This window comes from Streptomyces sp. HUAS 15-9 (genome assembly GCF_025642155.1).
Taxonomy (GTDB): Bacteria; Actinomycetota; Actinomycetes; order Streptomycetales; family Streptomycetaceae; genus Streptomyces.
Genome location: NZ_CP106798.1, coordinates 2738847 through 2760890 on the forward strand (window position 1 = coordinate 2738847; position 22044 = coordinate 2760890).

The window sequence follows — 22044 nt, forward strand, 5'->3', positions numbered from 1 at the left end:
CCGGAGGCCCGGAGGCCGGAGGCTGGAGGCCGGGGGCTGGAGGCCGGAGGCCGGGGCCCGGAGGCCGGGGGCTGGAGGCCGGAGGCCGGGGGCTGGAGGCTGGAGGCTGGAGGCCCGGAGGCCCGGAGGCCCGGAGGCCCGGAGGCCGGGGGCACCGGAGGCTGGAGGCCGGAGGCCGGGGGCCGGGGGCACCGGAGGCCGGAGGCCGGAGGCCGGGGGCCGGAGGCCGGGGGCCGGAGGCCGGGGGCCGGAGGCCGGGGGCCGGGGCCCGGGGGGCCAGGAGGACGGGGTCTATCCGTGCAGCATCCGGCGCAGCAGGTCCCGGAGGGACTGTCGTTCCTCGTCGGAGAGGCCCGCCAGGGGCTCGCGGGCGAAGCGTAGGCCGTTGCGGAGGTCCTGGGCGACCTGGCGGCCCTCGTCCGTGGCGGCGGCGAGCTTCACCCGGCGGTCGGCCGGGTCGGGGCGGCGCTCGACCAGGCCGCGGGACTCCAGGCGGTCCACGATCCCGGTCACGTTCGACGGCTCGCACTTCAGCTTCTGCGCGAGCTTGCGCATCGGCAGCGGCTCCAGGGACAGGAGGCTGAGCAGGCGGGCCTGCGCCCCGGTCAGCGTGTGCTCACCCGCCGCTTCCTCGTAGTCCGCGTAGAACCGGGCCACGACGTCCCCGATCAGCTCGACGACCTCCATGGTCAGCCGGTCGGGGCGGTAGGTCTTCTCTGGGGTGGACATGCCCTCAAGAGTACCCGGTTACTTGACATCATGAAATATTCAGGCGCATGGTTGTTTCAGGTACTGAAACAAATCCGAAAGGCACCGTCATGATCAACCGCGAATGGCACCTCCTCAGCCGTCCCGTCGGCTGGCCGAAGCCCGAGGACTTCGCCCTGCTCGAGACGGAGGTCCCGACGCCGGGCGAGGGCCAGGTGCTGGTGCGGAACGAGTACCTCTCGGTCGACCCCTACATGCGTGGCCGGATGAGCGCCGCCAAGTCGTACGCGGCCCCCTACGAACTCGGCAAGGTCATGCAGGGCGGCGCGGTGGGCGAGGTCGTGGCCTCCAACGCCGAGGGGATCTCGGTCGGCGACCACGTCCTGCACTTCTTCGGCTGGCGCGAGTACGCGGCCGTGGACGCGAAGAACGCCGTCAAGGTCGACCCCGCCGCCGCGCCCCTGTCGACGTACCTCGGCGTCCTCGGCATGACCGGCCTCACCGCCTACGCCGGTCTGCTGCGCACCGCCTCCTTCAAGGAGGGCGACAGCGTCTTCGTCTCCGGCGCTGCGGGTGCCGTGGGCAGCCAGGTCGGCCAGATCGCCAAGCTCAAGGGCGCCTCGCGGGTCATCGGCTCCGCCGGGTCCGACGAGAAGGTCAAGCTGCTGGTGGAGGAGTACGGCTTCGACGCCGCCTTCAACTACAAGAACGGCCCGGTGGCCGAGCAACTGCGCGAGGCCGCTCCCGACGGCATCGACGTCTACTTCGACAACGTCGGCGGCGACCACCTGGAGGCGGCCATCGGGTCGCTGAACCAGGGCGGCCGGATCGCCGTCTGCGGAATGATCTCCGTCTACAACAACACCGAGCCGGCCCCCGGCCCGAGGAACCTCGCCCGGCTCATCCAGACCCGTGGCCGCATCGAGGGCTTCCTCGTCGGCGACCACTACGACCTGCAGCCGCAGTTCGTGGCCGAGGTCGGCCCGTGGGTGGCCTCCGGGCAGCTGAAGTACCGCGAGACCGTCGTCGAGGGCATCGAGAACAACCTGGAGGCGTTCCTCGGGGTCCTGCGCGGCGACAACACCGGCAAGATGATCGTCAAGCTGTAGCGCCGAGAATGGCCGCAACCGTCGGGTTGCCCCACATCCGACGGCAGGCTCGACGTGGTCGTGAACCCGGGGCGACGGTCACCGCCAAGGTCGGCCAGTCTGGCTCGTTCGCTACGGGGCGCCTGAGCCGGTGTCGAGGCCACGATCGTGCTCAGCCCTTCGGGCCTCCGCGCTCCCCCAAGCTCTCTCGATACCGGCGCGCCCCTTCGGCTCTCTCGCGGCCGGCGCGTTGGGACGGTGGGAGTTGGTGGGCCCTTGCCGTTGGTGTGGGGGCCGTCGGCTGCTGTTCCCCCGTCAGACGTTCAGTGCCGCTCTGTGCACCGCTCTTGCCAGTTGGTCGTTCTCCGGGGCCGCGCCGCCCGGGAAGGCGAAGCGGCGGCGGGTGTAGCCGTAGGCCAGGCCGCTGCGGGGGTCGGCGAAGGACTGGGAGCCCGCCGCGCCGCTGTGGCCGATCGTGCCGGCGCCCAGGAACGGGTGCCAGGTGTCGGCGGTCGTCTGGAAACCGAGGCCGAACGTTTTGTGCGCCCGCGCCACCAGGTCGTATCCGGCGGAGTGGAACTGGCCGAACTCCGCCACCGTGTCCGGTTTCAGCAGCGGTGCCTTCCCGTCGACCTCGCTGATCATGGCCGCGTACAGCCCGGCGAGCCCGCGCGCCGAGGCGACCCCACCGACCGACGCCGGGCCCTTGGCGCGGATCAGGCGCTCGTTGGGCAGGGACTGCAGGTCGGTCGGCTCGGCCGCGTGGCCGTTGAAGGCGATGGACGCGAGGGTGTGCGGTCCGCTGGGCTGCGCGTCGAGCAGGGACCGCTGCTCTGCGGTCGGCCGCATCGGCTGGACGGTGCGGAAGCGCGGCTCGCGGGAGGCGGGCAGGCCCAGGTAGAAGTCCAGGCCGTAGGGGGCGCGGACCCGTTCCTCGTGCAGCTCCTGGATCGTACGGCCCGTGGCGCGCCGTACGACCTCGCCGGTGAGCGCGCCGATGACCAGGGCGTGGTAGCCGAACGCTGTGCCGGGCCGCCAGAACGGCCGCTGGTCGGCGAGGCGTTCGGCGATCGCCCGGTCGTCGGCCAGCTCCGCCGGCGTGAAGCCGGAGTCGGTGCCGACCAGGCCCGCCCGGTGCGCCAGCAGCTCGCGCAGGGCCAGTGAGCCCTTGCCCTCCGCCGCGAACTCCGGCCAGTAGTAGGTGACTTTGCGGTCCAGTTCCAGTGTGCCGTCCTGCACGAGCATCGCCACCACGAGATGGGCGGCGCCCTGGGTGGAGGAGTACACGCCGTAGAGGGAACCCCCGTCGGCGTCCTCACCCGCCCACAGGTCGACGACCTTCCGCCCGTTGACGTACGCGCACAACTGACCTTCGTAGTCTGCTCGTTCGCCGGCGACGAACGCGGCGAACCCCTCGCGCACCTGCTCGAAGCCATCGGCGACCGTGCCGTGGACGGTGATCTCCTGTGTCATCCGCTCTCCTCAACCGAGCCGCTGCCCGCTGCTCCCACCGTTCAGAGATCGGTACGGCGGGACGTACCTGTTCGACTCAACAGCAACAACGGCGTCTCGGTGGCACCGATGCCCCGGATGGCCGATGACGCGGGGGGCGCACGGGGCATGCTGGGGTCGGGTGCACCCGAGACGCGGGCCGAGAAGAGGCGGGGGCCATGGCGACGATTCCTTCACTCCCCAGCAGGGACGACATGCTGCGCATGGCACGCAGCACCACCGACATCACCGGCCAACTCCTGGACACGGCTGGGAACATCACCAGAATCGCGATCAACACTCTTGATCCACGGGACGGTTCGGGCACCGAGCTGTTGCGGGTGTTACGGCAGACCACGGCGGAGCTGGCGGAGGCGAGTGCGTCACCGCAGGCGCAGGAGGCGTTCTACCGGATCGTCGACACGCTGACCCGGCTGGGTACGAGCGGCGCTCCGCTGGCGGTGCATCCGGTGAGCGAACCGGCCCAGGCCCTGCTCGCCGCCATCGGCGACAGCCTGCTGCCGGTGCTGGACGCGGTGGAGCCGGCCGTGGAGGAGGTGGCCGCGGCGGTCGGGGAGCTGGCCGAGGCGATGTCCCCGCTGCTGCCCGCGGCGGCGGGCCTGGGGGCGGGGGTGCTGCTGGCCCTGACTCCGGTGCTCCGTGCGGCGGCCGAGGTCCTGCGGGACTCCTCCCCCGAACTGCGCCGCATCGCGGACGCCCTCACCGCGGCGGTGGCTCCCCTGATGCCCCTCCAGGTGGCCCTGGCGGAGCGGGCGGCCAAGGCGGGCGTGGGCGTCGTCCGCGCCACGCTGCCGCCCCTGGCCGACCTGACCGAGGCGGCAGCGGCAACGACGAAGGCGGCCCGCCCGGTGCTGATAGCGGGCGAGGAACTGTTGGTCGCCACCCTGGAGCACCTCCAGCCGCTCCTCCTGTCAACGGCGACCCACACGGGCCGCGTGGCCCGCGCGGCGGCGGTACGGGTATCGGCGGCGGCGAACCCGGCGGCGGACCGGGGGGTGGTCGTGGCGGTCACACCCGGGTAGGCGCCCCGCTCGATTCGCAGAAAGGAACACCGCCGCGATCGGGATGGGATCCGACCGCGCCCGCCCTGCCGACGGCGCCGAAGCCCGCACGCCTGCGGCAGCAACGGCCGGTCGACCGGCGATCGCAGCAGACGCCGTCAGAACCGCGGCAGCATGGTCACCAACCGCGCAAGCGCCGGGCCCGGCGGTGTCGCAGCCGCCGTGCCCATGGCGGTCCCTCCGGCCAGCTCACGTGCACCACCACAGGAACCGCTTGCACGTCTGGGTCGGTGCGGGGTTGGTGGTCGGGGCCGAGGTCGGTGGGGTCGTGGTCCGGGTGGGGGCCGGCTGGGCCGTGGTCGTGGCGGTCGGGCGGGATGTCGTCGGGCCCGAGCCGGTGGCCGACGCGTCGTCGGACTTGTCCGTCGCCTTGTCGTCCGGGGACTTGGACGCCTTGTCCTTGCCGGACTCCGAGGCCGAGGGGGAGGCGGAAGCGGTCGGGGAGGCGTCCGCTCCCGACGAGCCGCCGGACGCGTCGTCCAGGGGCTTCGCGGTCTTGCCGGCCTCGGCGGACGAGGAGCCGCCGTCCGTCGTCTCGCCCCCGGCCGCGGCCGGTTTCGGGCTGGAGAACGGGGCGTCGACGCCCAGTTCGGCAAGGCTCAGGCCACCCGCCGCCAGGACGAACCCCGCGGTGATCAGAATCGTGCGGCGCCGCCGTCGGCGATGGGCCGCGGCCTTGCGGTCGCGACGGCTCGCGTCGGCGCCGGACGGGCCCTCGGCGGCGCCTCCGCGTCCCCGGCCCCGACTCTTGCCACGGGTCTGCTCACGGCGGCGGGCCGCGCGTCCCCGCGGCTCGTTCCCGTCGCCGCCACCATCGCCGTCGTAGCTCTCGGCGTCCTCCTCGCCCTCGTCGCCCTCGTCGTCGTAACCGTCGTACGGGGACTCGTCCTTGTACTCGTACGGATCCTGAGGGAGCGCGTCCGCTTGCTGCTGATACGCACGTAGCTCTTCGACGGGTGTGCCGCACCCCGGGCAGGCGAGGGCGCCGTTGAGGTGCCGACGGCACGGGTGGCAGTAGTCCATGACGCCGGAAGACTAAGTTCCGCACCGGTCTCGTTCCTAGGCACCGCTGTGAAGGTTCTGTGGGAGATCGAAAAAGCTCTCGAAAGGCTTGTCGAAACCGTTATCCGTTCGCCCCATTGACACCCCCGCCGCCCCGTCCTTACTGTCACGCCAGCATTTCGAACGTGTGACGAAATCTCGAACAGCTGAGAGGCAACTGCCGTGCGCATCACCGGAATCAGCACACACGTGGTGGGGACGCCGTGGCGCAACCTGACCTACGTACAGGTGCACACCGACGAGGGGATCACGGGAGTCGGCGAGACCCGGATGCTCGGTCACACCGACGCGCTGATCGGCTATCTGCGGGAGGCCGAGGCCAACCACATTCTCGGTTCCGACCCGTTCGCTGTCGAGGACCTCGTGCGCCGTATGAAGTACGGCGACTTCGGCCGCGCGGGTGAAATCGTGATGTCCGGCATCGCGGTCGTCGAGATGGCCTGCTGGGACATCAAGGGCAAGGCGCTCGGCGTCCCGGTCTGGCAGCTGCTCGGCGGCAAGGTCACCGACCGGGTCAAGGCGTACGCCAACGGCTGGTACACGACGGAGCGGACCCCGGACGCCTACCACAAGGCCGCCCAGGAGGTCATGGCCCGCGGATACCGGGCCCTCAAGATCGACCCGTTCGGCACCGGGCACTTCGAGCTCGACCACGCGCAGACCCTCTACTCCGTCTCCCTCATCGAGGCGGTGCGCGATGCCATCGGCCCGGACGCCGAGCTGATGCTGGAGATGCACGGCCGCTTCTCCCCCGCCACCGCGGTCCGGCTGGCCAGGGAGCTGGCCCCGTTCAAGCCCGCCTGGCTGGAGGAGCCGGTGCCGCCGGAGAACCTCAAGGCGCTGGAGAAGGTGGCCGCCAAGGTGGACCTGCCGGTCGCGACCGGTGAGCGGATCCATGACCGGATCGAGTTCCGTGAGCTCTTCGAGAGCCAGGCCGTCGACATCATCCAGCCGGACGTCGGCCACATCGGCGGCATCTGGGAGACCCGGAAGCTGGCCGCCACCGCCGAGACCCACTACATGCTCGTCGCTCCCCACAACGTGGGCGGCTCGGTGCTCACCGCGGCCTCCCTCCAGGTCGGGTTCACCTCCCCGAACTTCAAGATCCTGGAGCACTTCAACGATTTCGCCGACGCGGAGATCAAGAAGGTCGTCAGGGGTGCCCCTGAGGTCGTCGACGGGTACTTCCAGCTGTCCGACGCGCCCGGCCTCGGCGTCGAGTTCGACGCCGACGCGGCAGCCGAGTTCCCCCAGCAGCAGGCCCGGTTCGATCTGTGGGCCGACGGCTGGGAGCAGCGCAGGCCGAAGGGCGGCGAGCAGTGAACACCGCCGTCGTCGTCGAAGCACCGGGCACGCACCGCGTCGTCCCGCACGAGCCGCGCGACCCGGGTCCGGGCGAGGCGCTGGTCGCCGTGCACGCCGTCGGCATCTGCGGCAGCGACCGCGAGGTGTACCAGGGCAACCGGCCCGAGGGGTACGTCCGTTACCCGCTGACGCCCGGCCACGAGTGGTCCGGCACGGTGTGGTCGGTGGGTGCCGGGGTGCCGGACTCCCTGGTCGGCCGCAAGGTGGTCGGCGAGGGCTTCCGCAACTGCCAGGTGTGCGACCGCTGCCACGCGGGCGAGACCACCCTGTGCACCGCGGGGTACGAGGAGACCGGCTTCACCCAGCCGGGCGCCATGGCCGGCACGCTCACCCTCCCGGCCCGGCTGCTGCACGTCCTGCCGGACGACGCGGACCTCACCGCCGCCGCCCTCCTGGAGCCGGCCGCCTGTATCGCGGCCGCCGCCCTCAAGGGGAACGCCAAGCCGGGCGAGCGGGTCGCGGTGGTCGGCACCGGGACGCTGGGAATGTTCGCGGTGCAGTTCCTGAAGGCCGTCTCGCCGTCGGAACTGCTGGTCGTGGGCACCCGCAACGACCGGGAGGCACTGTCGCGGCAGTTCGGGGCGACCGACTTCCGGACCAAGGACCAGGAACTCCCCTGCGACTTCGACGTCGTCATCGAGACCGCCGGGTCCGCGTCCGCCGCGCGCACCGCCGCCTCCCTGCTCAGGCGCGGCGGACGCCTGGTCCTGACGGGTATCCCTGCGCCGGGTGCCGAGGGTCTCGACCCGACCGGTCTGGTCGTACGGCAGCTGGAGGTGCACACCGTCTTCGGGGCGCCGCCGGACGCCTGGGCGCACACGGTACGGGTGTTCGGCGCCGGGTTGCTCGATCCGCTGCCCCTGGTCACGCACGAGCTGCCGCTGACCGAGTTCTCGCGGGCCATCGAGTTGGTGGGAGCCGGCGATCCGAAGGTGGGCAAGGTGCTGCTCCGCCCCTAGTCGTACGCCGGTCACGGCGTTACCTGATCGCGCCGTGACCGGCGTACCGCCCAGCCCTTTTTCACACCCCGAGCCGCGAACCTTGTCCGAAATATCGAACACAAAAGGACAGCTTGTGACCGACGCATCCGCCACGGCAGCCCGCCGGCCCGGTGAGCAGGCGCTCACCACCCTGGGCCTGGGCGCGCCCGCCCTCGACCCCGCCGACACCTCCGCGCACACCTTCCCGGGCGGCGGCCGCTGGCGCACCGAGATCCCCTCGTGCGAGGGTCCCGAGGCGCTGGCGGTCGTCCTCAAGGAGTCCTCCCGGCTCGACGTGCCGATCCACCGGATCAGCCAGGGCAGCGGTGTGTGGATGCTGACCGACGCCGAGATCACCGAGATGGTCGAGGCCACCGATGAACGCGACATAGAACTCTGCCTGTTCACCGGCCCGCGCGGCACCTGGGACATCGGCGGTTCGGTGCGCACCGACTCACGCGGCGGCGGCCTGCGCGCCCGGGGCCACGACGCGGTCGCCGGATGCGTCGAAGACGCCGTCCGGGCAACCGAGTTGGGCGTCAAGTGCCTGCTGGTCGCCGACGAGGGCGTGCTGTGGACCCTGCACCGGGCGCGGGAGAGCGGCATCATCCCGGCCGGCACCACGCTCAAGGTCTCGGCGCTGATCGGGCCGGTCAACCCGGCGTCGTACGCGGTGTACGAACGCCTCGGCGCCGACTCCGTCAATGTGCCCAGTGATCTGACGCTCGATCATCTCACCGAGATCCGCCGGGTGTCGGCCGCACCCATGGACATGTACATCGAGGCCCCCGACGACCTCGGCGGATACATCCGGATGTACGAGGTCGCCGAGCTGATCCGGCGCGGCGCACCGCTCTATCTGAAGTTCGGTCTGTCCAAGGCTCCCGGCATCTACCCGTGGGGCACCCATCTGCGGGACGTGACCCTGGACACCGCCCGGGAGCGGGTGCGGCGCGGCCGCCTCGCCCTGGACCTGCTCGCCCGGCACGGCGCGGACGGCGACATGGCGCCGCTCGGCTCCCGGCTGCCGGGGTCTTTGAACCGGTTCCCCGCCGAAGGTGCCACTGGATGACCGATGGGGGCTGCGGGCCCGTCGTGGCTGGTCGCGCAGTTCCCCGCGCCCCTTTGGGGCGCTTCACCGACCTCGCTTGAAACATCTCAACGAAGAGAAGAACAGGGACGATCACTATGCGCACTCGTAGAACCGCCCTCACCCTCATGGCCGGAGCCGCCTCCCTCGCCCTCACCCTGTCCGCCTGCGGCCAGAACAGCGAGGGCGGCAGCAAGGACAAGGGCGGCAGCGTCAAGGGGGCCACGATCGGCATCGCGATGCCGACCAAGTCCTCCGAGCGCTGGATCTCGGACGGCAAGAACGTCGTCAAGAACCTGGAGTCCAAGGGCTACAAGACCAAGCTGGTCTTCGGCGAGGACGACCCGGACCAGCAGGTCTCGCAGATCGAGAACCTGATCACGCAGGGCGTCAAGGGCCTGATCGTCGCGGCGATCGACAACAAGTCCCTGAACAACGTGCTCCAGGAGGCCGCGGACGCCAACATCCCGGTCATCGCCTACGACCGGCTGATCCTCGGCACCAAGAACGTCGACTACTACGCGTCCTTCGACAACTCCAAGGTCGGCGAGCTCCAGGCCAACTACATCGTCGACAAGCTGGGCCTGAAGAACGGCAAGGGCCCCTTCAACATCGAGCTGTTCGCCGGCTCCAACGACGACAACAACACCAAGTACTTCTTCAACGGCGCGATGAGCGTCCTGAAGCCGTACATCGACAGCAAGAAGCTGGTCGTCCGCTCCGGCCAGACCGAGCTCACCAAGGTCACCACCCTGCGCTGGGACGGCGCCACGGCCCAGAAGCGCATGGACGACATCCTGACCTCGTCCTACAAGAGCCAGCGGGTCGACGCGGTCCTCTCCCCGTACGACGGCATCTCCATCGGCATCCTGTCCTCGCTGAAGTCCGACGGCTACGGCTCCAAGAGCAAGCCGCTGCCGGTCATCACCGGCCAGGACGCCGAGCTGGCCTCGGTGAAGTCGATCATCGCCGGTGAGCAGACGCAGACCGTCTACAAGGACACCCGCAAGCTCGCCGATGTCGCCGCGACCATGGTCGACGACACCCTCAAGGGCAAGAAGCCCGAGGTCAACGACACCAAGACCTATGACAACGGCACCAAGGTCGTGCCCTCCTACCTGCTCCAGCCGGTCAGTGTCGACAAGACCAACTACGAGGACGTGCTGGTCAAGGGCGGCTACTACACCGACGCCGAGCTCAAGTAGTCCGGACACACCCGACCCCGACAACACTGATTGGAAGGCACGACCATGGCGGGACCCGTCCTGGAAATGCGCTCGATCGTCAAGACCTTTCCCGGTGTCAAAGCGCTCTCGGACGTCACGCTGACCGTCCGCCAGGGCGAGGTCCACGCCATCTGCGGTGAGAACGGCGCCGGGAAGTCCACCTTGATGAAGGTGCTCTCCGGCGTCCATCCGCACGGCACCTACGAGGGCGAGATCCTCTTCGAGCAGGAGATCTGCCGTTTCAAGGACATCCGGGCGAGCGAGCACCACGGCATCGTCATCATCCACCAGGAGCTGGCGCTGGTGCCGTACCTCTCCGTCGCGGAGAACATCTTCCTCGGCAACGAGCACGCCAGGCGTGGGCTCATCAACTGGAACGACACCCTCAAGCACGCCACCGAACTGCTGCGCCGGGTCGGTCTCGACGAGCATCCGGAGACCCGGGTCGCCGACATCGGCGTCGGCAAGCAGCAGCTCGTGGAGATCGCCAAGGCGCTGTCGAAGTCGGTCAAGCTGCTCATCCTCGACGAGCCGACGGCGGCCCTGAACGACGAGGACAGCGGCAAGCTCCTGGACCTCATCCTGGAGCTGAAGAACCAGGGCATCACCTCGATCATCATCTCCCACAAGCTCAACGAGATCCGCCGGGTCGCCGACTCGGTGACGATCATCCGCGACGGGCGGTCCATCGAGACGCTGGACGTGAAGGCCGCCGAGACCACCGAGGAGCGGATCATCGCCGGCATGGTGGGCCGCGACCTGGACCACCGCTTCCCCGAGCGCACCCCGCACCATGCGGAGGAGGGCGCGGCCCCGGCCCTGGAGATCCGCAACTGGACCGTGCACCACCCGATCGACCAGCAGCGCAAGGTGGTCGACGACGTGTCGATCCAGGTGCGCCGCGGGGAGATCGTCGGCATCGCGGGCCTGATGGGCGCCGGCCGCACCGAGCTCGCGATGAGTGTCTTCGGGCGGTCCTACGGCCGGTACGCGGGCGGCACGGTCCTCAAGGACGGCAGGGAGATCCGTACGAAGTCCGTCGCCGAGGCGGTGGACCACGGGATCGCGTACGTCACCGAGGACCGCAAGCACTACGGCCTCAACCTCATCGACACCATCAACCGCAACATCTCGCTGACCGCGCTGAGCAAGGTCGCCAGGCGGGGGATCGTCGACGAGCACGAGGAGCGGCAGGTCTCCGAGGGCTACCGCACGTCCATGAACATCAAGGCGCCGACCGTCTTCGAGCCGGTGGGCAAGCTGTCCGGCGGCAACCAGCAGAAGGTCGTCCTGAGCAAGTGGATCTTCGCGGGGCCTGACGTGCTGATCCTGGACGAGCCCACGCGCGGCATCGACGTGGGCGCCAAGTACGAGATCTACACGGTCATCGACCGGCTGGCCGCCGAGGGCAAGGCGGTCGTCTTCATCTCCTCCGAGCTGCCCGAGCTGCTCGGTATGTGCGACCGCATCTACACGATGGCCGCGGGACGGCTGACCGGTGAGGTGCCACGGGCCGAGGCCACGCAGGAAGTGCTGATGCGTCATATGACGAAGGACAAAGAGGTAACGCGATGAGCACGGATGTCACCGCCAAGAGCCCGGCCCCCGCGCCGCCGGGCAAGAGCGGGCCGGCCACGGGCGGGGGTCTGCTCGGGCTGATGCTGGACGGCCTGCGCCGCAACATGCGGCAGTACGGCATGCTGCTCGCCCTCGGCCTGATCGTCGTGCTCTTCGCGATCTGGACCGACGGGGACCTGCTGCTGCCGCGCAACGTCTCCAACCTGGTGCTGCAGAACAGCTACATCCTGATCCTCGCGATCGGCATGATGCTGGTGATCATCGCGGGCCACATCGATCTGTCGGTAGGCTCACTGACCGCCTTCGTGGGTGCCTTCGCGGCCGTGCTGACGGTGCAGCACCAGATGGCCTGGCCGCTCGCCCTGGTGCTGTGCCTGCTGGTGGGCGCGGTCGCGGGCTCGATACAGGGATTCCTGATCGCCTATCTCGGCATACCGTCCTTCATCGTCACCCTCGCCGGGATGCTGCTCTTCCGGGGTCTCACGGAGATCCTGCTCAAGGGCCAGACCCTCGGCCCGTTCCCCGACGGTCTGCAGAAGATGGGCAACGGCTTCCTGCCCGAGGCCGGCCCGCACACCAACTACCACAACCTCACGCTGCTCCTCGGCCTCGTGCTGATCGTCGCCGTGGTGTGGCAGGAGGTGCGGGACCGCGGCCGTCAGCAGGAGTTCGCGCTGGAGGTGCTGCCGGGCCGGCTCTTCCTGCTGAAGCTGGTCGCCCTGGTCGCCGCGATCCTCACCCTGACGATGCTGCTCGCCAGCTACAAGGGCGCGCCGATCGTGCTGATCATCCTGGGCGCGCTGGTGGTCGGCTACGGCTACATCATGCGCAACGCCGTCTTCGGCCGGCACATCTACGCGATCGGCGGCAACCTGCCGGCGGCCAAGCTGTCCGGCGTCAAGGACAAGAAGGTCACCTTCTACGTCTTCCTGAACATGGGCGTGCTCGCGGCCCTGGCGGGTCTGGTGGTCGCCGCCCGTCTGAACGCGGCCTCGCCGAAGGCGGGCGTCAACTTCGAACTCGAGGCGATCGCCTCCTCGTTCATCGGCGGCGCGTCCATGAGCGGCGGTGTCGGCACCGTCCTCGGCGCCATCATCGGCGGTCTCGTCCTCGGCGTGCTGAACAACGGCATGAACCTCCTCAGCGTCGGCACCGACTGGCAACAGGTCATCAAGGGCCTCGCCCTTCTGGTGGCGGTCGGCTTCGATGTGTGGAACAAGCGCAAGTCCGGTTCGTAGGTAGCTCGGGCCCCGCCGGAAACGGCGGGGCCCCTCCCATCGGAGGAGTCGCACATGGAACTGAACAGACGCACGGTCATAGCAGGCGCCGCGGCCGCGGGCCTCGCCGCGACCACCCTCGGGGGCACCGCCGAGGCCGCCGGCGGCAGGCTGCCGAAGAAGTCGCTCTTCGGGAAGCTCGCCGACGGCACCAAGGTGTACCGCTGGTCGCTGGAGAACGACGGCACCCGGCTGAGGGTCCTCAACTGGGGCGGTGTCGTCCAGGGCCTGGAGCTGCCCGACCGGCACGGCCACTACGCCAACGTCTCCCTGGGCTTCGACAACATCGACGACTACGTGGCGAAGACCCCGTACTTCGGCGCCCTGATCGGCCGCTACGGCAACCGCATCGGCAAGGGGCAGTTCACCCTGGACGGCACCTCGTACCAGCTGTCCGTGAACGACGGTGTGAACAGCCTGCACGGCGGGGCCAAGGGCTTCGACAAGCACATCTGGGACGTCGAGCCGTTCACCAAGGGCTCCGACGTGGGCCTGCACCTGTACTACACCAGCGTCGACGGCGAGATGGGCTACCCGGGCACGCTCCGGACGAAGGTGACGTACACCCTCACCCGGCACGGCGACTGGCGCATCGACTACGAGGCCACCACCGACAAGGCCACCGTCGTCAACCTCACCAGCCATGTCTACTGGAACCTGGCCGGCGTGGGCAGCGGCACGATCGAGAACCACGAGCTCACGATCGCCGCCTCCCGCTACACCCCCACCGACACGGGCCTGATCCCCACCGGCGAGCTCGCGAAGGTCCACGGCACCCCCTTCGACTTCCGCAAGGCCAAGACGATCGGCCGCGACATCCGCGCCGGCCACGTCCAGCAGGTGCAGGCCAAGGGCTACGACCACAACTGGGCCCTGGACAAGGGGATCACCGCCGGGCCCGAGCACGTGGCCACCCTGCGCGACCCGCACTCCGGCCGCACCCTGCGGATCGCCACCGACCAGCCGGGCCTGCAGTTCTACTCCGGCAACTTCCTCGACGGCACCCTGACCGGCACCGGCGGCCGCACCTACCGCCAGGGCGACGCGCTCTGCCTGGAGACCCAGCACTTCCCGGACTCGCCGAACAAGCCCGCGTTCCCGTCGACCGTGCTGCGCCCGGGGCAGACGTACCGGACGACGACGATCCACTCCTTCGGCAACTGAGTGACCTGAGTGACCTGAGCCACGGGGCCGGTGACGCGGCGCACAGGCCCCGGGTTCCCGAACACACACTTCTTTCACACGCGTTGAACAGCCAACCACCCGTCTCCGTATAGAGAGGTGGCCCGTGCTCCCCCGCACGGGCCACCCACAGACGACGAGCCCAGCCGTCCCCGTCGGGCTCGCCTCATACGGAGGTTCCATGGCCGAAAACGTCACCTCGCTGTTCCGCAACACCGCGGCACACAGCCCGTCGATGGCGGCGCTGACGCGGCAGGGCGGCGACGGGGCCGGGCCGGTGGACTTCTGCATTCCCTGTAATCCGTACTTCCCCACCCCGGCGATGTTCGACGACATGTCGGCCCGGCTGCGGGACATCATCACGTACTACCCGAGCAGCGCCGACACCATCACGGCCGAGCTGTGCAACCTCCTGCAGCTGCCGCCGCAGTGCGTGGCGATGGGCAACGGCTCCACGGAGCTGATCACCTGGATCGACCACCTTCTGGTCCGTGAGTCCCTGGCCATTCCGGTGCCCACCTTCGGCCGCTGGACCGACCAGCCGATGGAGACCGGCAAGCGCGTCGACATGTTCCCGCTCCAGGAGTCCAGCGGCTTCGCCCTGGACCTCGCGCAGTACGCGGAGTTCATCCGCAAGCGCGGCACCCGTGTGGCCGTCGTCTGCAACCCGAACAACCCCGACGGCGGATTCATCCACCGCCAGGCGCTGGTGCAGTTCATGGACGCGATGGTCGATCTGGACCTGGTGGTGATCGACGAGTCCTTCCTGGAGTTCGCCGACGCCGAGGCCGAGCCGAGCGTGGTGCAGGAGGCGATGCTGCGCCCGAACGTGGTCGTACTGCGCAGCCTCGGCAAGAACTTCGGACTGCACGGCATTCGCTTCGGATATCTGGTCGCGAACCCGTCCCTGGCGGGCAAGGTCCGCTCCATGCTGCCCAAGTGGAACCTCAACTCCTTCGCCGAGCACGTGGTGTTCATGCTGAAGGAGCATGGCGCAGAGTATGCGCAGAGCCTGCTGCAAGTGCGCCGGGACCGGCTGGAGATGGCCAGCCAGCTGTCCGCGCTGCCGGGTCTGACGGTCTATCCGTCCCAGGGCAATTTCCTCTTCGTGCGCCTGCCCGTCGGCGCCGAGGGCACCGTGGTCCGGGACCGGATGCTCACCGAGCACCGGATCCTGGTCCGTGAGTGCGGCAACAAGATCGGATCTTCCAGCCGCTTCCTGAGGCTCGTGGTGCGCCCCCAGGTCGACGTGCGTCGCCTGGTGTCCGGCCTGGAGCAGGTGCTCTACGGGTCCAGGAGGGGAGCCGCCGTACCTGAGCTGAGCACAGGGACCAGCTACAGCTCGGGTACGGCGGCGGTGGACCGGCTGGTGAGCGAGACCAACGGCGCCGGGATGCTGGGGCTTGCCGCGCAGGCCATCGGTGCCGGCGCCGCCCCGGGGCCCGCCGTCGCCCCGGCCATGCGGCACCGGCATGCCGCTCCCCGCCGCCGTCCAGCCGTGCGGCGGCGGGATGCCGATGCCGGCGGCAGCCCAGGCCGTACAGCAGCCCATGGCCGCCCCGGCCGCCCCTCCGGCACCGATCCCCGTGCCGGCCCCGATGCCACCCCCCATACCAACCCCGATGCCGGTCCCCACACCGGTCCCCACACCGGTACCGGCACCGGTGCCGGCGCCGGTCCCCACACCGGTACCGGCACCCGCCGCCGCGGTCGCCGGCCCCACCCCTGTCGGGGTCCCGGCCCGCGGCGGCCTCACCGCGGCCCAGGTCCGCGGTATGACGGCCCCGGCCCCGGGGCTGACCCCGGCTCCGGCGACCGGCTGGCCGAACGCCCAGAGCTGGCCGAACGCGGCGGGGATGGGGCAGGCGGGCTAGTTCTATTGATCACGAGCCCGCGCCCTGCCTCACAGGGCGCGGGCTCGTGTGCGTCCCCGGGTGCGGTCGGGGTACGCGTCCCCGGGTGCGGTCGGGGCCGGGCCGTCGAACCGTCAGTCCGTCAGGACTTCGTGGGGCATGTCTTCCATGCCATGTGGTACACCGTGCTGATGTCACCGTCCGTCGAGTCCATGGTCATGAAGCTGACCTTGCCGGGGTTGGCGCTGCCCGCGTTGACGCGGAGCTCGGTGTTGATGTTGAAGTTGCGCAGCACCCCACAGGGCGCCCAGACCAGCTGCGCCCAGTCGGTACTGTCGGTGGCCTGCCAGTCGTCGTTGTAGGGACCACTGAACGGGTGGTTCTTGGCCGCGGTGTTCGAGGAGCCCTGGAAGTAGTACGAGGCTCTCTGGACGCCGCTCGCACCGGACTGGAGCGAGGCGAAGCCGCGGTAGTCGGCGCTGGCGATGGCGTAGGTGAAGCCCTGCGGGACGTGCACGATCAGGTTGAGCTGGCAGTTCTTGCGGAAGGCCGTGGGGTCGGAGTTGCCGCCGGCCTGGGCGAGGTACTGGCTGTAGGTGACCGTGAAGGCGGTGTTGTCGGGCGAGACCGCGACGGCGGCGGTGCCCTGCGGACAGCCCGAGCCGTTCACTGTGGCGACGTCGATGACGATCTTGTCCGGGGGCGGGTTGTCGATCACGGAGGACGGGTTCTGGCCCGGCAGCGCGGTGGTGAGGAGAGCGGCGACCGCACCGCTCAGAAGGAGTCCACCAGTCATGGTTTCTCCAGTCGTGGAGTGGGGGGTGGAACGCCTCCGGCCCATGAAGAAACTGTGTGGCACCTGTGAAGGCCGGGGCGGCGCTCGCATCGTAGGAAGCCGCACGAGAGCAGGGCAGGGCGAACTCAGGCCATTCACACACACGGATTTCACACTGAACCGCGGGGGTTCAGGGGTTCTCCCAGGACGCCGGTTCCGCCGCGAGCCGCCGTACCGGCTCGGGGAGGGTGTCCGTCGTGAGGTCGGCGATCGTGACGCCCTCCAGGATCCTGCGCACATTGGCGCGCAGGGCGATCCAGACGGGGAGCAGCGGCTGGGCCGTTCCCGTGTAGGCGAGGCCCGTGGGGCGCTCGCCCCGTACCGAGACGATCGGGCCGTCCACCGCGCGGATGACATCGGCCACCGTGATCTTCGACGCCTCCCGGGCCAGCCGGTAGCCACCGCCCCCGCCGCGCCGGCTGTCCACGATTCCGGCGCGCCTCAGATCCCCCAGGATCCCCTCCAGAAACTTGTGCGGGATGGCCTGCTCGGTGGCGATTTCCTCGGCCTTCACCGGGGCTTCACCTTGCCGTACGGCTACCTCCAGTACCGCCCGTACCGCGTAATCCGCCCGTGCCGAGATCCTCATGGGTCCATTGTGGGGCGTACCTCCATGGAGAATGGCCGGACCCGCGCCCCGTAAGATCGCCCGGGAGGATCCCCTTGGCGCTCAGCAGACGTTCATTCAGTGCCCTCGCCGGCTCGGCCGCGCTCGGTTTCGCCCTGGGCGGCAGCGGCGGCCCAGGGGCGCCCTCGGCGTATGCCGCGCGCAGCGTGCCGACCGGCCCGGCGCCCGCCCCGCCGAGCGCCGACGGACGACGGCACACGATCGGATACGACCACTACTCGCTCGTCGTGGACGGCAGACGGCTGGTCGTGTGGTCCGGTGAGATGCATCCCTTCCGGCTGCCCAGCCCGTCCCTGTGGCGGGACGTGCTGCAGAAGATGCGGGCGCACGGCTACAACGCGGTCAGCATCTATGTGTCGTGGAACTACCACTCCGCCGCTCCCGGCCACTACGACTTCACGGGTGTGCGGGATCTCGATCTGTTCCTGCGCATGGCGGCCGAGACCGGGCTGTATGTGATCCTCCGCCCGGGTCCCTACATCAACGCCGAGATCGACGGCGGCGGCTTCCCGGGCTGGCTCACGGCAACGCCGGGCACGGCGAGGACGGCCGACCCCACCTATCTGAAGTACGTCGACGAGTGGCTCACCGCGGTGAACCGGATCGCCCGTCGGCATCTGTTCACCGAGGGCACCGGCACGATCCTGCTGTACCAGATCGAGAACGAGTACGACGCCCATGCGGGCGAGCCGACCGGCCGCGCCTATATGTCCCATCTGTATGAGAAGGTACGGCGGGACGGGATCGACGTCCCCCTCTTCCACAACGACAAGGGCAGGAACGGCTACTGGGTACCCGGCTCCTTCGACACCGGCGGCGAGAAGGGGAACTGGCTGTACGGCTTCGACGGCTATCCGTCGCCGACCCAGCCGCCGCCGGACTGGGGGCACTTCGGGCCCGGCGGGCTCAAGGGCGGTGCCACGGCCAGTCCGCGCACACCGGGGTTCGTGCCCGAGTTCGGGGGCGGCTGGTTCGACCCGTGGGGCGGGACGTGGTTCCAGGGGAAGGGGTACGCCGAGTCGCGGCGCACCCGGGACGCGGCCTACGAGCGGCGCTTCTACCTGACCAATCTGGCCAACGGCATCACGCTGCACAACGTCTACATGACCTTCGGCGGCACCTCGTGGGGCTGGCTGCCCGCGCCGGTCGTCTACACGTCGTACGACTACGGCGCGGCCATCGACGAGGCGCGCAACGTCACCGAGAAGATGGCCCCGATGCACCAGTTGGGGCATCTGCTGCAACGGGTGCCCGACTTCGCCAAGCTGGACCGGGCCAAGGACGTGCGGGCCGACGGGCTCAAGGTGTACCACCTCACCAACCCGGACACCGAGGCCCATGTGTACGTCGTGCGCAACGACGGCACGAAGCAGGTCACGTCCAGCCTGCCGACCGCCGCGGGCGACGTCGAGGTGACCGTTCCGGCCCGGGACGCCAAGCTGCTGACGACCGGGCTCTCCCTCGGCAAGCGCAAGCTGAGGTACTGCACCGCACAGCCCATGATGGTCGTCAACGCGGGGCGCCAGGACATCGCGCTGTTCACCGGGCGGTACGGCGAGATGGCGGAACTGGTCCTGGAGTGCCCGGTCGAGCCCGTCGTCAACCGGCTGGACCCCGAGGCCGGCTGGGTGTACGACCGCAACGCCCTGTATGTGAACGCGCCCCTCGGCCAGGGCGGGCTCACCCGTGTGCTGGTCGAGCGCGGTGAGAGCGAGACACCGCTGCTGCTCCTGTTCGCCGACGACGCGACCGCCATGCACCTGTGGCCGTACGACACGCCGTCCGGCACGGTGTTCGTCTACGGCCCGGCGCTGCTGCGCCATGTCACGCTGAACGGCTCCACGGTCGAGCTCACCGGCGACACGATCGAGGAGTCCGGTCTGGAGGTGTGGGGGCCGCGCGGGATCGAGAGCCTGACGTGGAACGGGCGCCCGGTGCCCACTCGTGTCACCACCTCCAAGAGCCTGTACGCCGAGACGCTGGTGCCGGGCGTGCCCGAGGTGCGGCTGCCCGAGCTGGGCGGCTGGCGCATGCGCACCGAGAACCCGGAGGCCTGGCCGAACTTCGACGACTCGGCGTGGCGGGCCGCCGACCTGACGTCGTCGTACAGCACCACACCGGTGCCGAAGGGACAGCCGGTGCTGTTCGCCGACGACTACGGCTTCCACTACGGCGACGTGTGGTACCGCGGCACGTTCACGGACTCCACCGGCATCGAGGAGGTCTCGCTCGGCTACAGCACCGGTACCCAGGGTCTGCTGATGGCATGGCTGGACGGGGAGCCACTGGGCACGCACCGGATGCCGGTTCCGGACAACAGCACGGTCCGCAAGGGAAGTTGGACGGCCACGGCCGCCTTCCCGGTGCGCGAGGAGCTGCGTGGTCCCGGCCGGCATGTGCTGTCCGTGCTGGTCCGGCGCATGCAGCACGACCAGGACGGCAAGGCGCTCGACACGCACAAGGTGGCCCGCGGGCTGACCGGGGTCTCCTTCAAGGGGGCCGCGCCGAAGGTCGGTTGGCGCCTGCAGGGCGAGGCGGCCGTCGATCCCGTGCGCGGGCCGCAGAACAACGGCGGGCTGTACGGCGAACGGGAGGGCTGGCACCTGCCGGGTCTCGCGGACCGGGACTGGCAGGCCGTGGCCTTCCCGCGCGCCGAGCGGCGGCAGGGCGTGACCTGGTACCGGACCGAGTTCAAACTGGCCGTGCCCGCCGGCATCGACGCCTCGGTCGGGCTCGTCCTCGAGGACGAGCCGTACCGCTCCTACCGGGCGCAGATCTTCCTCAACGGCTGGAACATGGGCCAGTACATCAACGACGTCGGCCCGCAGCACACCTTCGTCCTGCCGAACGGCATCCTGCGCACCCGGGGCACCAACACCCTCGCCCTGGCGGTGCTGTCCGAGCTGACCACGCAGTCGGGTCCGGGCCGGGTGCGGCTGACGCTGCTGGGCAGCGCGGCCGGAGGGGTGCCGGTGACACCGGTGGCCTCTCCCGGCCGCTGAGCGACCGTGCCTAGGACAGCCGGATCATGTTCCAGGACAGCGGCTCCAGTACGGCGGTGAGCCTGCCGTCCTGGAGGGTGGTGCCCTCGGCCGGGTGCGGGGCGACCCGCTCCGGGTCGGCGAGGGTGTTGCGGGCGTCGGGGTCGGCGTCCGCGAGGGCGCTGTGCTCGACGACGGAGGTCAGGCCGAGCCCGTTCAGGGCGATCTCCAGCGGGAGCGGTTCGGTGCGGCCGCGGTTGACGGCGAACACGGTGACCGTGCCGTCGGCGGCGCGGACCGCCGTGGCGTGCAGCAGGTCGGCCTCGCCGTATCTCTTCGTCTCGTAGGCCGGCGAGTCCACCCGGACGTCGAGGACCGTGCCGCGCCCGTGTCCGGAGGCCTGCGCGAACGGGAAGAAGGTCGTCTGCCGCCAGGCCGGTCCGCCGGGCTCGGTCAGGATCGGCGCGATGACGTTGACCAACTGGGCGAGGCAGGCGACGGCGACCCGGTCGGCGTGCCGGAGCAGGGCGATGAGCAGCGAGCCGAACACCACGGCGTCCAGGACGCTGTAGTTGTCCTCCAGCAGGCGGGGGGCCTCGGGCCAGTCCGCGGGGTCGTGGGCCTTGGCCCGCGCCTCCCAGCGGGACAGGTACCAGACGTTCCACTCGTCGAAGGAAAGGCTGATCCTCTTCTGGGACTTGAGCCGGGCGCCGACGTGGTCGCAGGTGGCGACGACGTTCTCGATGAAGGACTCCATGTCGACGGCGGAGGCGAGGAAGGAGTCGAGGTCGCCGTCGACGGGCTCGTAGTAGGCGTGCAGGGAGATGTGGTCGACGAGGTCGTACGTCTCCGCCAGGACGGTCGCCTCCCACTCGGCGAAGGTGGGCATGGCCTGGTTGGAGGAGCCGCAGGCGACGAGTTCGACGTCCGGGTCGAGCTGCCGCATGGCGCGGGCGGTCTCGGCGGCGAGACGGCCGTACTCCCGGGCGGTCTTGTGGCCGGTCTGCCAGGGGCCGTCCATCTCGTTGCCCAGGCACCACAGCCGGATGCCGAAGGGGTCCTTGTCGCCGTGGGCGGCGCGCAGGTCGGACAGGGCGGTGCCGGAAGGGTGGTTGGCGTACTCCTGGAGCTCCAGCGCCTCCGCGACGCCGCGGGTGCCGAGGTTGATCGCCAGCATGGGCTCTGCCTCGGGGCCGATCTTCCGGAGGAAGGCGATGTACTCGGAGAGGCCGAAGCGATTGGTCTCCGTGGAGTGCCAGGCGAGGTCGAGCCGGCGGGGGCGGTCCTCGACGGGGCCGACGGAGTCCTCCCACTGGTAGCCGGAGACGAAGTTGCCGCCGGGGTAGCGGACGGTGGTGACGCCGAGTTCGCGGATCAGCTCCAGCACGTCCGTGCGCAGGCCGTCGGCATCGGCACCGGGGTGGCCGGGTTCGAAGATGCCGGTGTGGACACAGCGGCCGAGGTGTTCGACGAAGGATCCGAAGACACGGGGGTCGACCTCACCGACCGTGAAGGCCGGGTCGAGGGTGAAGCGGGCGGCGCTGCGCTGGCTCATGGGGTCCGTTTCCCTGCCCTCTTGTTCGGTATCTCGAATTGTGCTCGCAACCTCGAACCGGAC

16 protein-coding genes and 1 pseudogene are annotated in these 22044 nt (G+C 70.0%); 11 read left to right on the forward strand and 6 right to left on the reverse strand.

The annotated features are described in order from the left end of the window. Positions 1 to 291: 291 nt before the first annotated feature. Positions 292 to 729, reverse strand: coding sequence for a MarR family winged helix-turn-helix transcriptional regulator (locus tag N8I87_RS12590; protein ID WP_263208362.1), 438 nt, complete (start codon positions 727 to 729; stop codon positions 292 to 294). Positions 730 to 818: 89 nt separating this feature from the next. Between N8I87_RS12590 and N8I87_RS12595 the strand changes: the two genes are divergently transcribed. Then, positions 819 to 1817 (forward strand): NADP-dependent oxidoreductase, encoded by a 999-nt coding sequence (locus N8I87_RS12595; RefSeq protein WP_263208364.1) that lies wholly within the window; start codon positions 819 to 821, stop codon positions 1815 to 1817. A gap of 294 nt (positions 1818 to 2111) precedes the next feature. Here N8I87_RS12595 and N8I87_RS12600 read toward each other — a convergent pair whose 3' ends face one another. Beyond that, a complete protein-coding gene (locus N8I87_RS12600) occupies positions 2112 to 3269 on the reverse strand; it encodes a serine hydrolase domain-containing protein (RefSeq protein ID WP_263208366.1) in 1158 nt (385 codons plus the stop codon). 197 nt (positions 3270 to 3466) lie between these two features. Between N8I87_RS12600 and N8I87_RS12605 the strand changes: the two genes are divergently transcribed. Continuing rightward, positions 3467 to 4330, forward strand: coding sequence for a hypothetical protein (locus N8I87_RS12605; RefSeq protein ID WP_263208368.1), 864 nt, complete (start codon positions 3467 to 3469; stop codon positions 4328 to 4330). Positions 4331 to 4558: 228 nt separating this feature from the next. On the opposite strand, the gene N8I87_RS12610 is transcribed toward N8I87_RS12605, so the two are convergent. Then, positions 4559 to 5392: an SCO2400 family protein gene (locus N8I87_RS12610; protein WP_263208370.1), complete on the reverse strand. Its 834-nt coding sequence runs from the start codon at positions 5390 to 5392 to the stop codon at positions 4559 to 4561. Positions 5393 to 5593: 201 nt separating this feature from the next. Between N8I87_RS12610 and N8I87_RS12615 the strand changes: the two genes are divergently transcribed. From N8I87_RS12615 to N8I87_RS12650, 8 genes and pseudogenes are all read left to right on the forward strand, one after another. Next, on the forward strand, positions 5594 to 6754 hold the full coding sequence (locus N8I87_RS12615) for a mandelate racemase/muconate lactonizing enzyme family protein (protein ID WP_263208372.1): 1161 nt from the start codon (positions 5594 to 5596) through the stop codon (positions 6752 to 6754). After that, entirely contained in the window at positions 6751 to 7755 is a 1005-nt protein-coding gene (locus tag N8I87_RS12620) for a zinc-dependent alcohol dehydrogenase (RefSeq protein WP_263208374.1), read from the forward strand. Before N8I87_RS12615 ends, N8I87_RS12620 begins: the two co-directional genes overlap by 4 nt. Positions 7756 to 7870: 115 nt before the next feature. Further along, positions 7871 to 8848: a hypothetical protein gene (locus N8I87_RS12625; RefSeq protein ID WP_263208376.1), complete on the forward strand. Its 978-nt coding sequence runs from the start codon at positions 7871 to 7873 to the stop codon at positions 8846 to 8848. Between the two features lie 116 nt (positions 8849 to 8964). Then, positions 8965 to 10071, forward strand: coding sequence for a multiple monosaccharide ABC transporter substrate-binding protein (chvE, locus tag N8I87_RS12630; protein WP_263208378.1), 1107 nt, complete (start codon positions 8965 to 8967; stop codon positions 10069 to 10071). A gap of 45 nt (positions 10072 to 10116) precedes the next feature. After that, positions 10117 to 11667 (forward strand): multiple monosaccharide ABC transporter ATP-binding protein, encoded by a 1551-nt coding sequence (gene mmsA, locus N8I87_RS12635; RefSeq protein WP_263208380.1) that lies wholly within the window; start codon positions 10117 to 10119, stop codon positions 11665 to 11667. Further along, positions 11664 to 12908 (forward strand): multiple monosaccharide ABC transporter permease, encoded by a 1245-nt coding sequence (gene mmsB / locus N8I87_RS12640; RefSeq protein ID WP_263208382.1) that lies wholly within the window; start codon positions 11664 to 11666, stop codon positions 12906 to 12908. The genes mmsA and mmsB overlap by 4 nt, the downstream gene beginning before the upstream one ends. A 54-nt stretch (positions 12909 to 12962) precedes the next feature. Further along, positions 12963 to 14111 (forward strand): aldose epimerase family protein, encoded by a 1149-nt coding sequence (locus N8I87_RS12645; RefSeq protein ID WP_263208383.1) that lies wholly within the window; start codon positions 12963 to 12965, stop codon positions 14109 to 14111. 199 nt (positions 14112 to 14310) lie between these two features. Beyond that, positions 14311 to 16003, forward strand: a pseudogene (locus N8I87_RS12650) (pyridoxal phosphate-dependent aminotransferase). 121 nt (positions 16004 to 16124) lie between these two features. Here N8I87_RS12650 and N8I87_RS12655 read toward each other — a convergent pair. Continuing rightward, positions 16125 to 16778, reverse strand: coding sequence for a DUF4360 domain-containing protein (locus N8I87_RS12655; protein ID WP_263208385.1), 654 nt, complete (start codon positions 16776 to 16778; stop codon positions 16125 to 16127). Positions 16779 to 16947: 169 nt separating this feature from the next. Beyond that, entirely contained in the window at positions 16948 to 17406 is a 459-nt protein-coding gene (locus N8I87_RS12660; protein ID WP_263208387.1) for an RrF2 family transcriptional regulator, read from the reverse strand. A gap of 74 nt (positions 17407 to 17480) precedes the next feature. Here N8I87_RS12660 and N8I87_RS12665 point away from each other — a divergent pair, with 74 nt between their 5' ends. Beyond that, positions 17481 to 20447 carry a beta-galactosidase gene (locus tag N8I87_RS12665; RefSeq protein WP_263208388.1) on the forward strand — a complete coding sequence of 989 codons (2967 nt, stop codon included), beginning with the start codon at positions 17481 to 17483 and terminating at the stop codon, positions 20445 to 20447. 10 nt (positions 20448 to 20457) lie between these two features. On the opposite strand, the gene arfA is transcribed toward N8I87_RS12665, so the two are convergent. After that, positions 20458 to 21981: an arabinosylfuranosidase ArfA gene (arfA, locus tag N8I87_RS12670; protein ID WP_263208389.1), complete on the reverse strand. Its 1524-nt coding sequence runs from the start codon at positions 21979 to 21981 to the stop codon at positions 20458 to 20460. Positions 21982 to 22044: the final 63 nt, after the last annotated feature.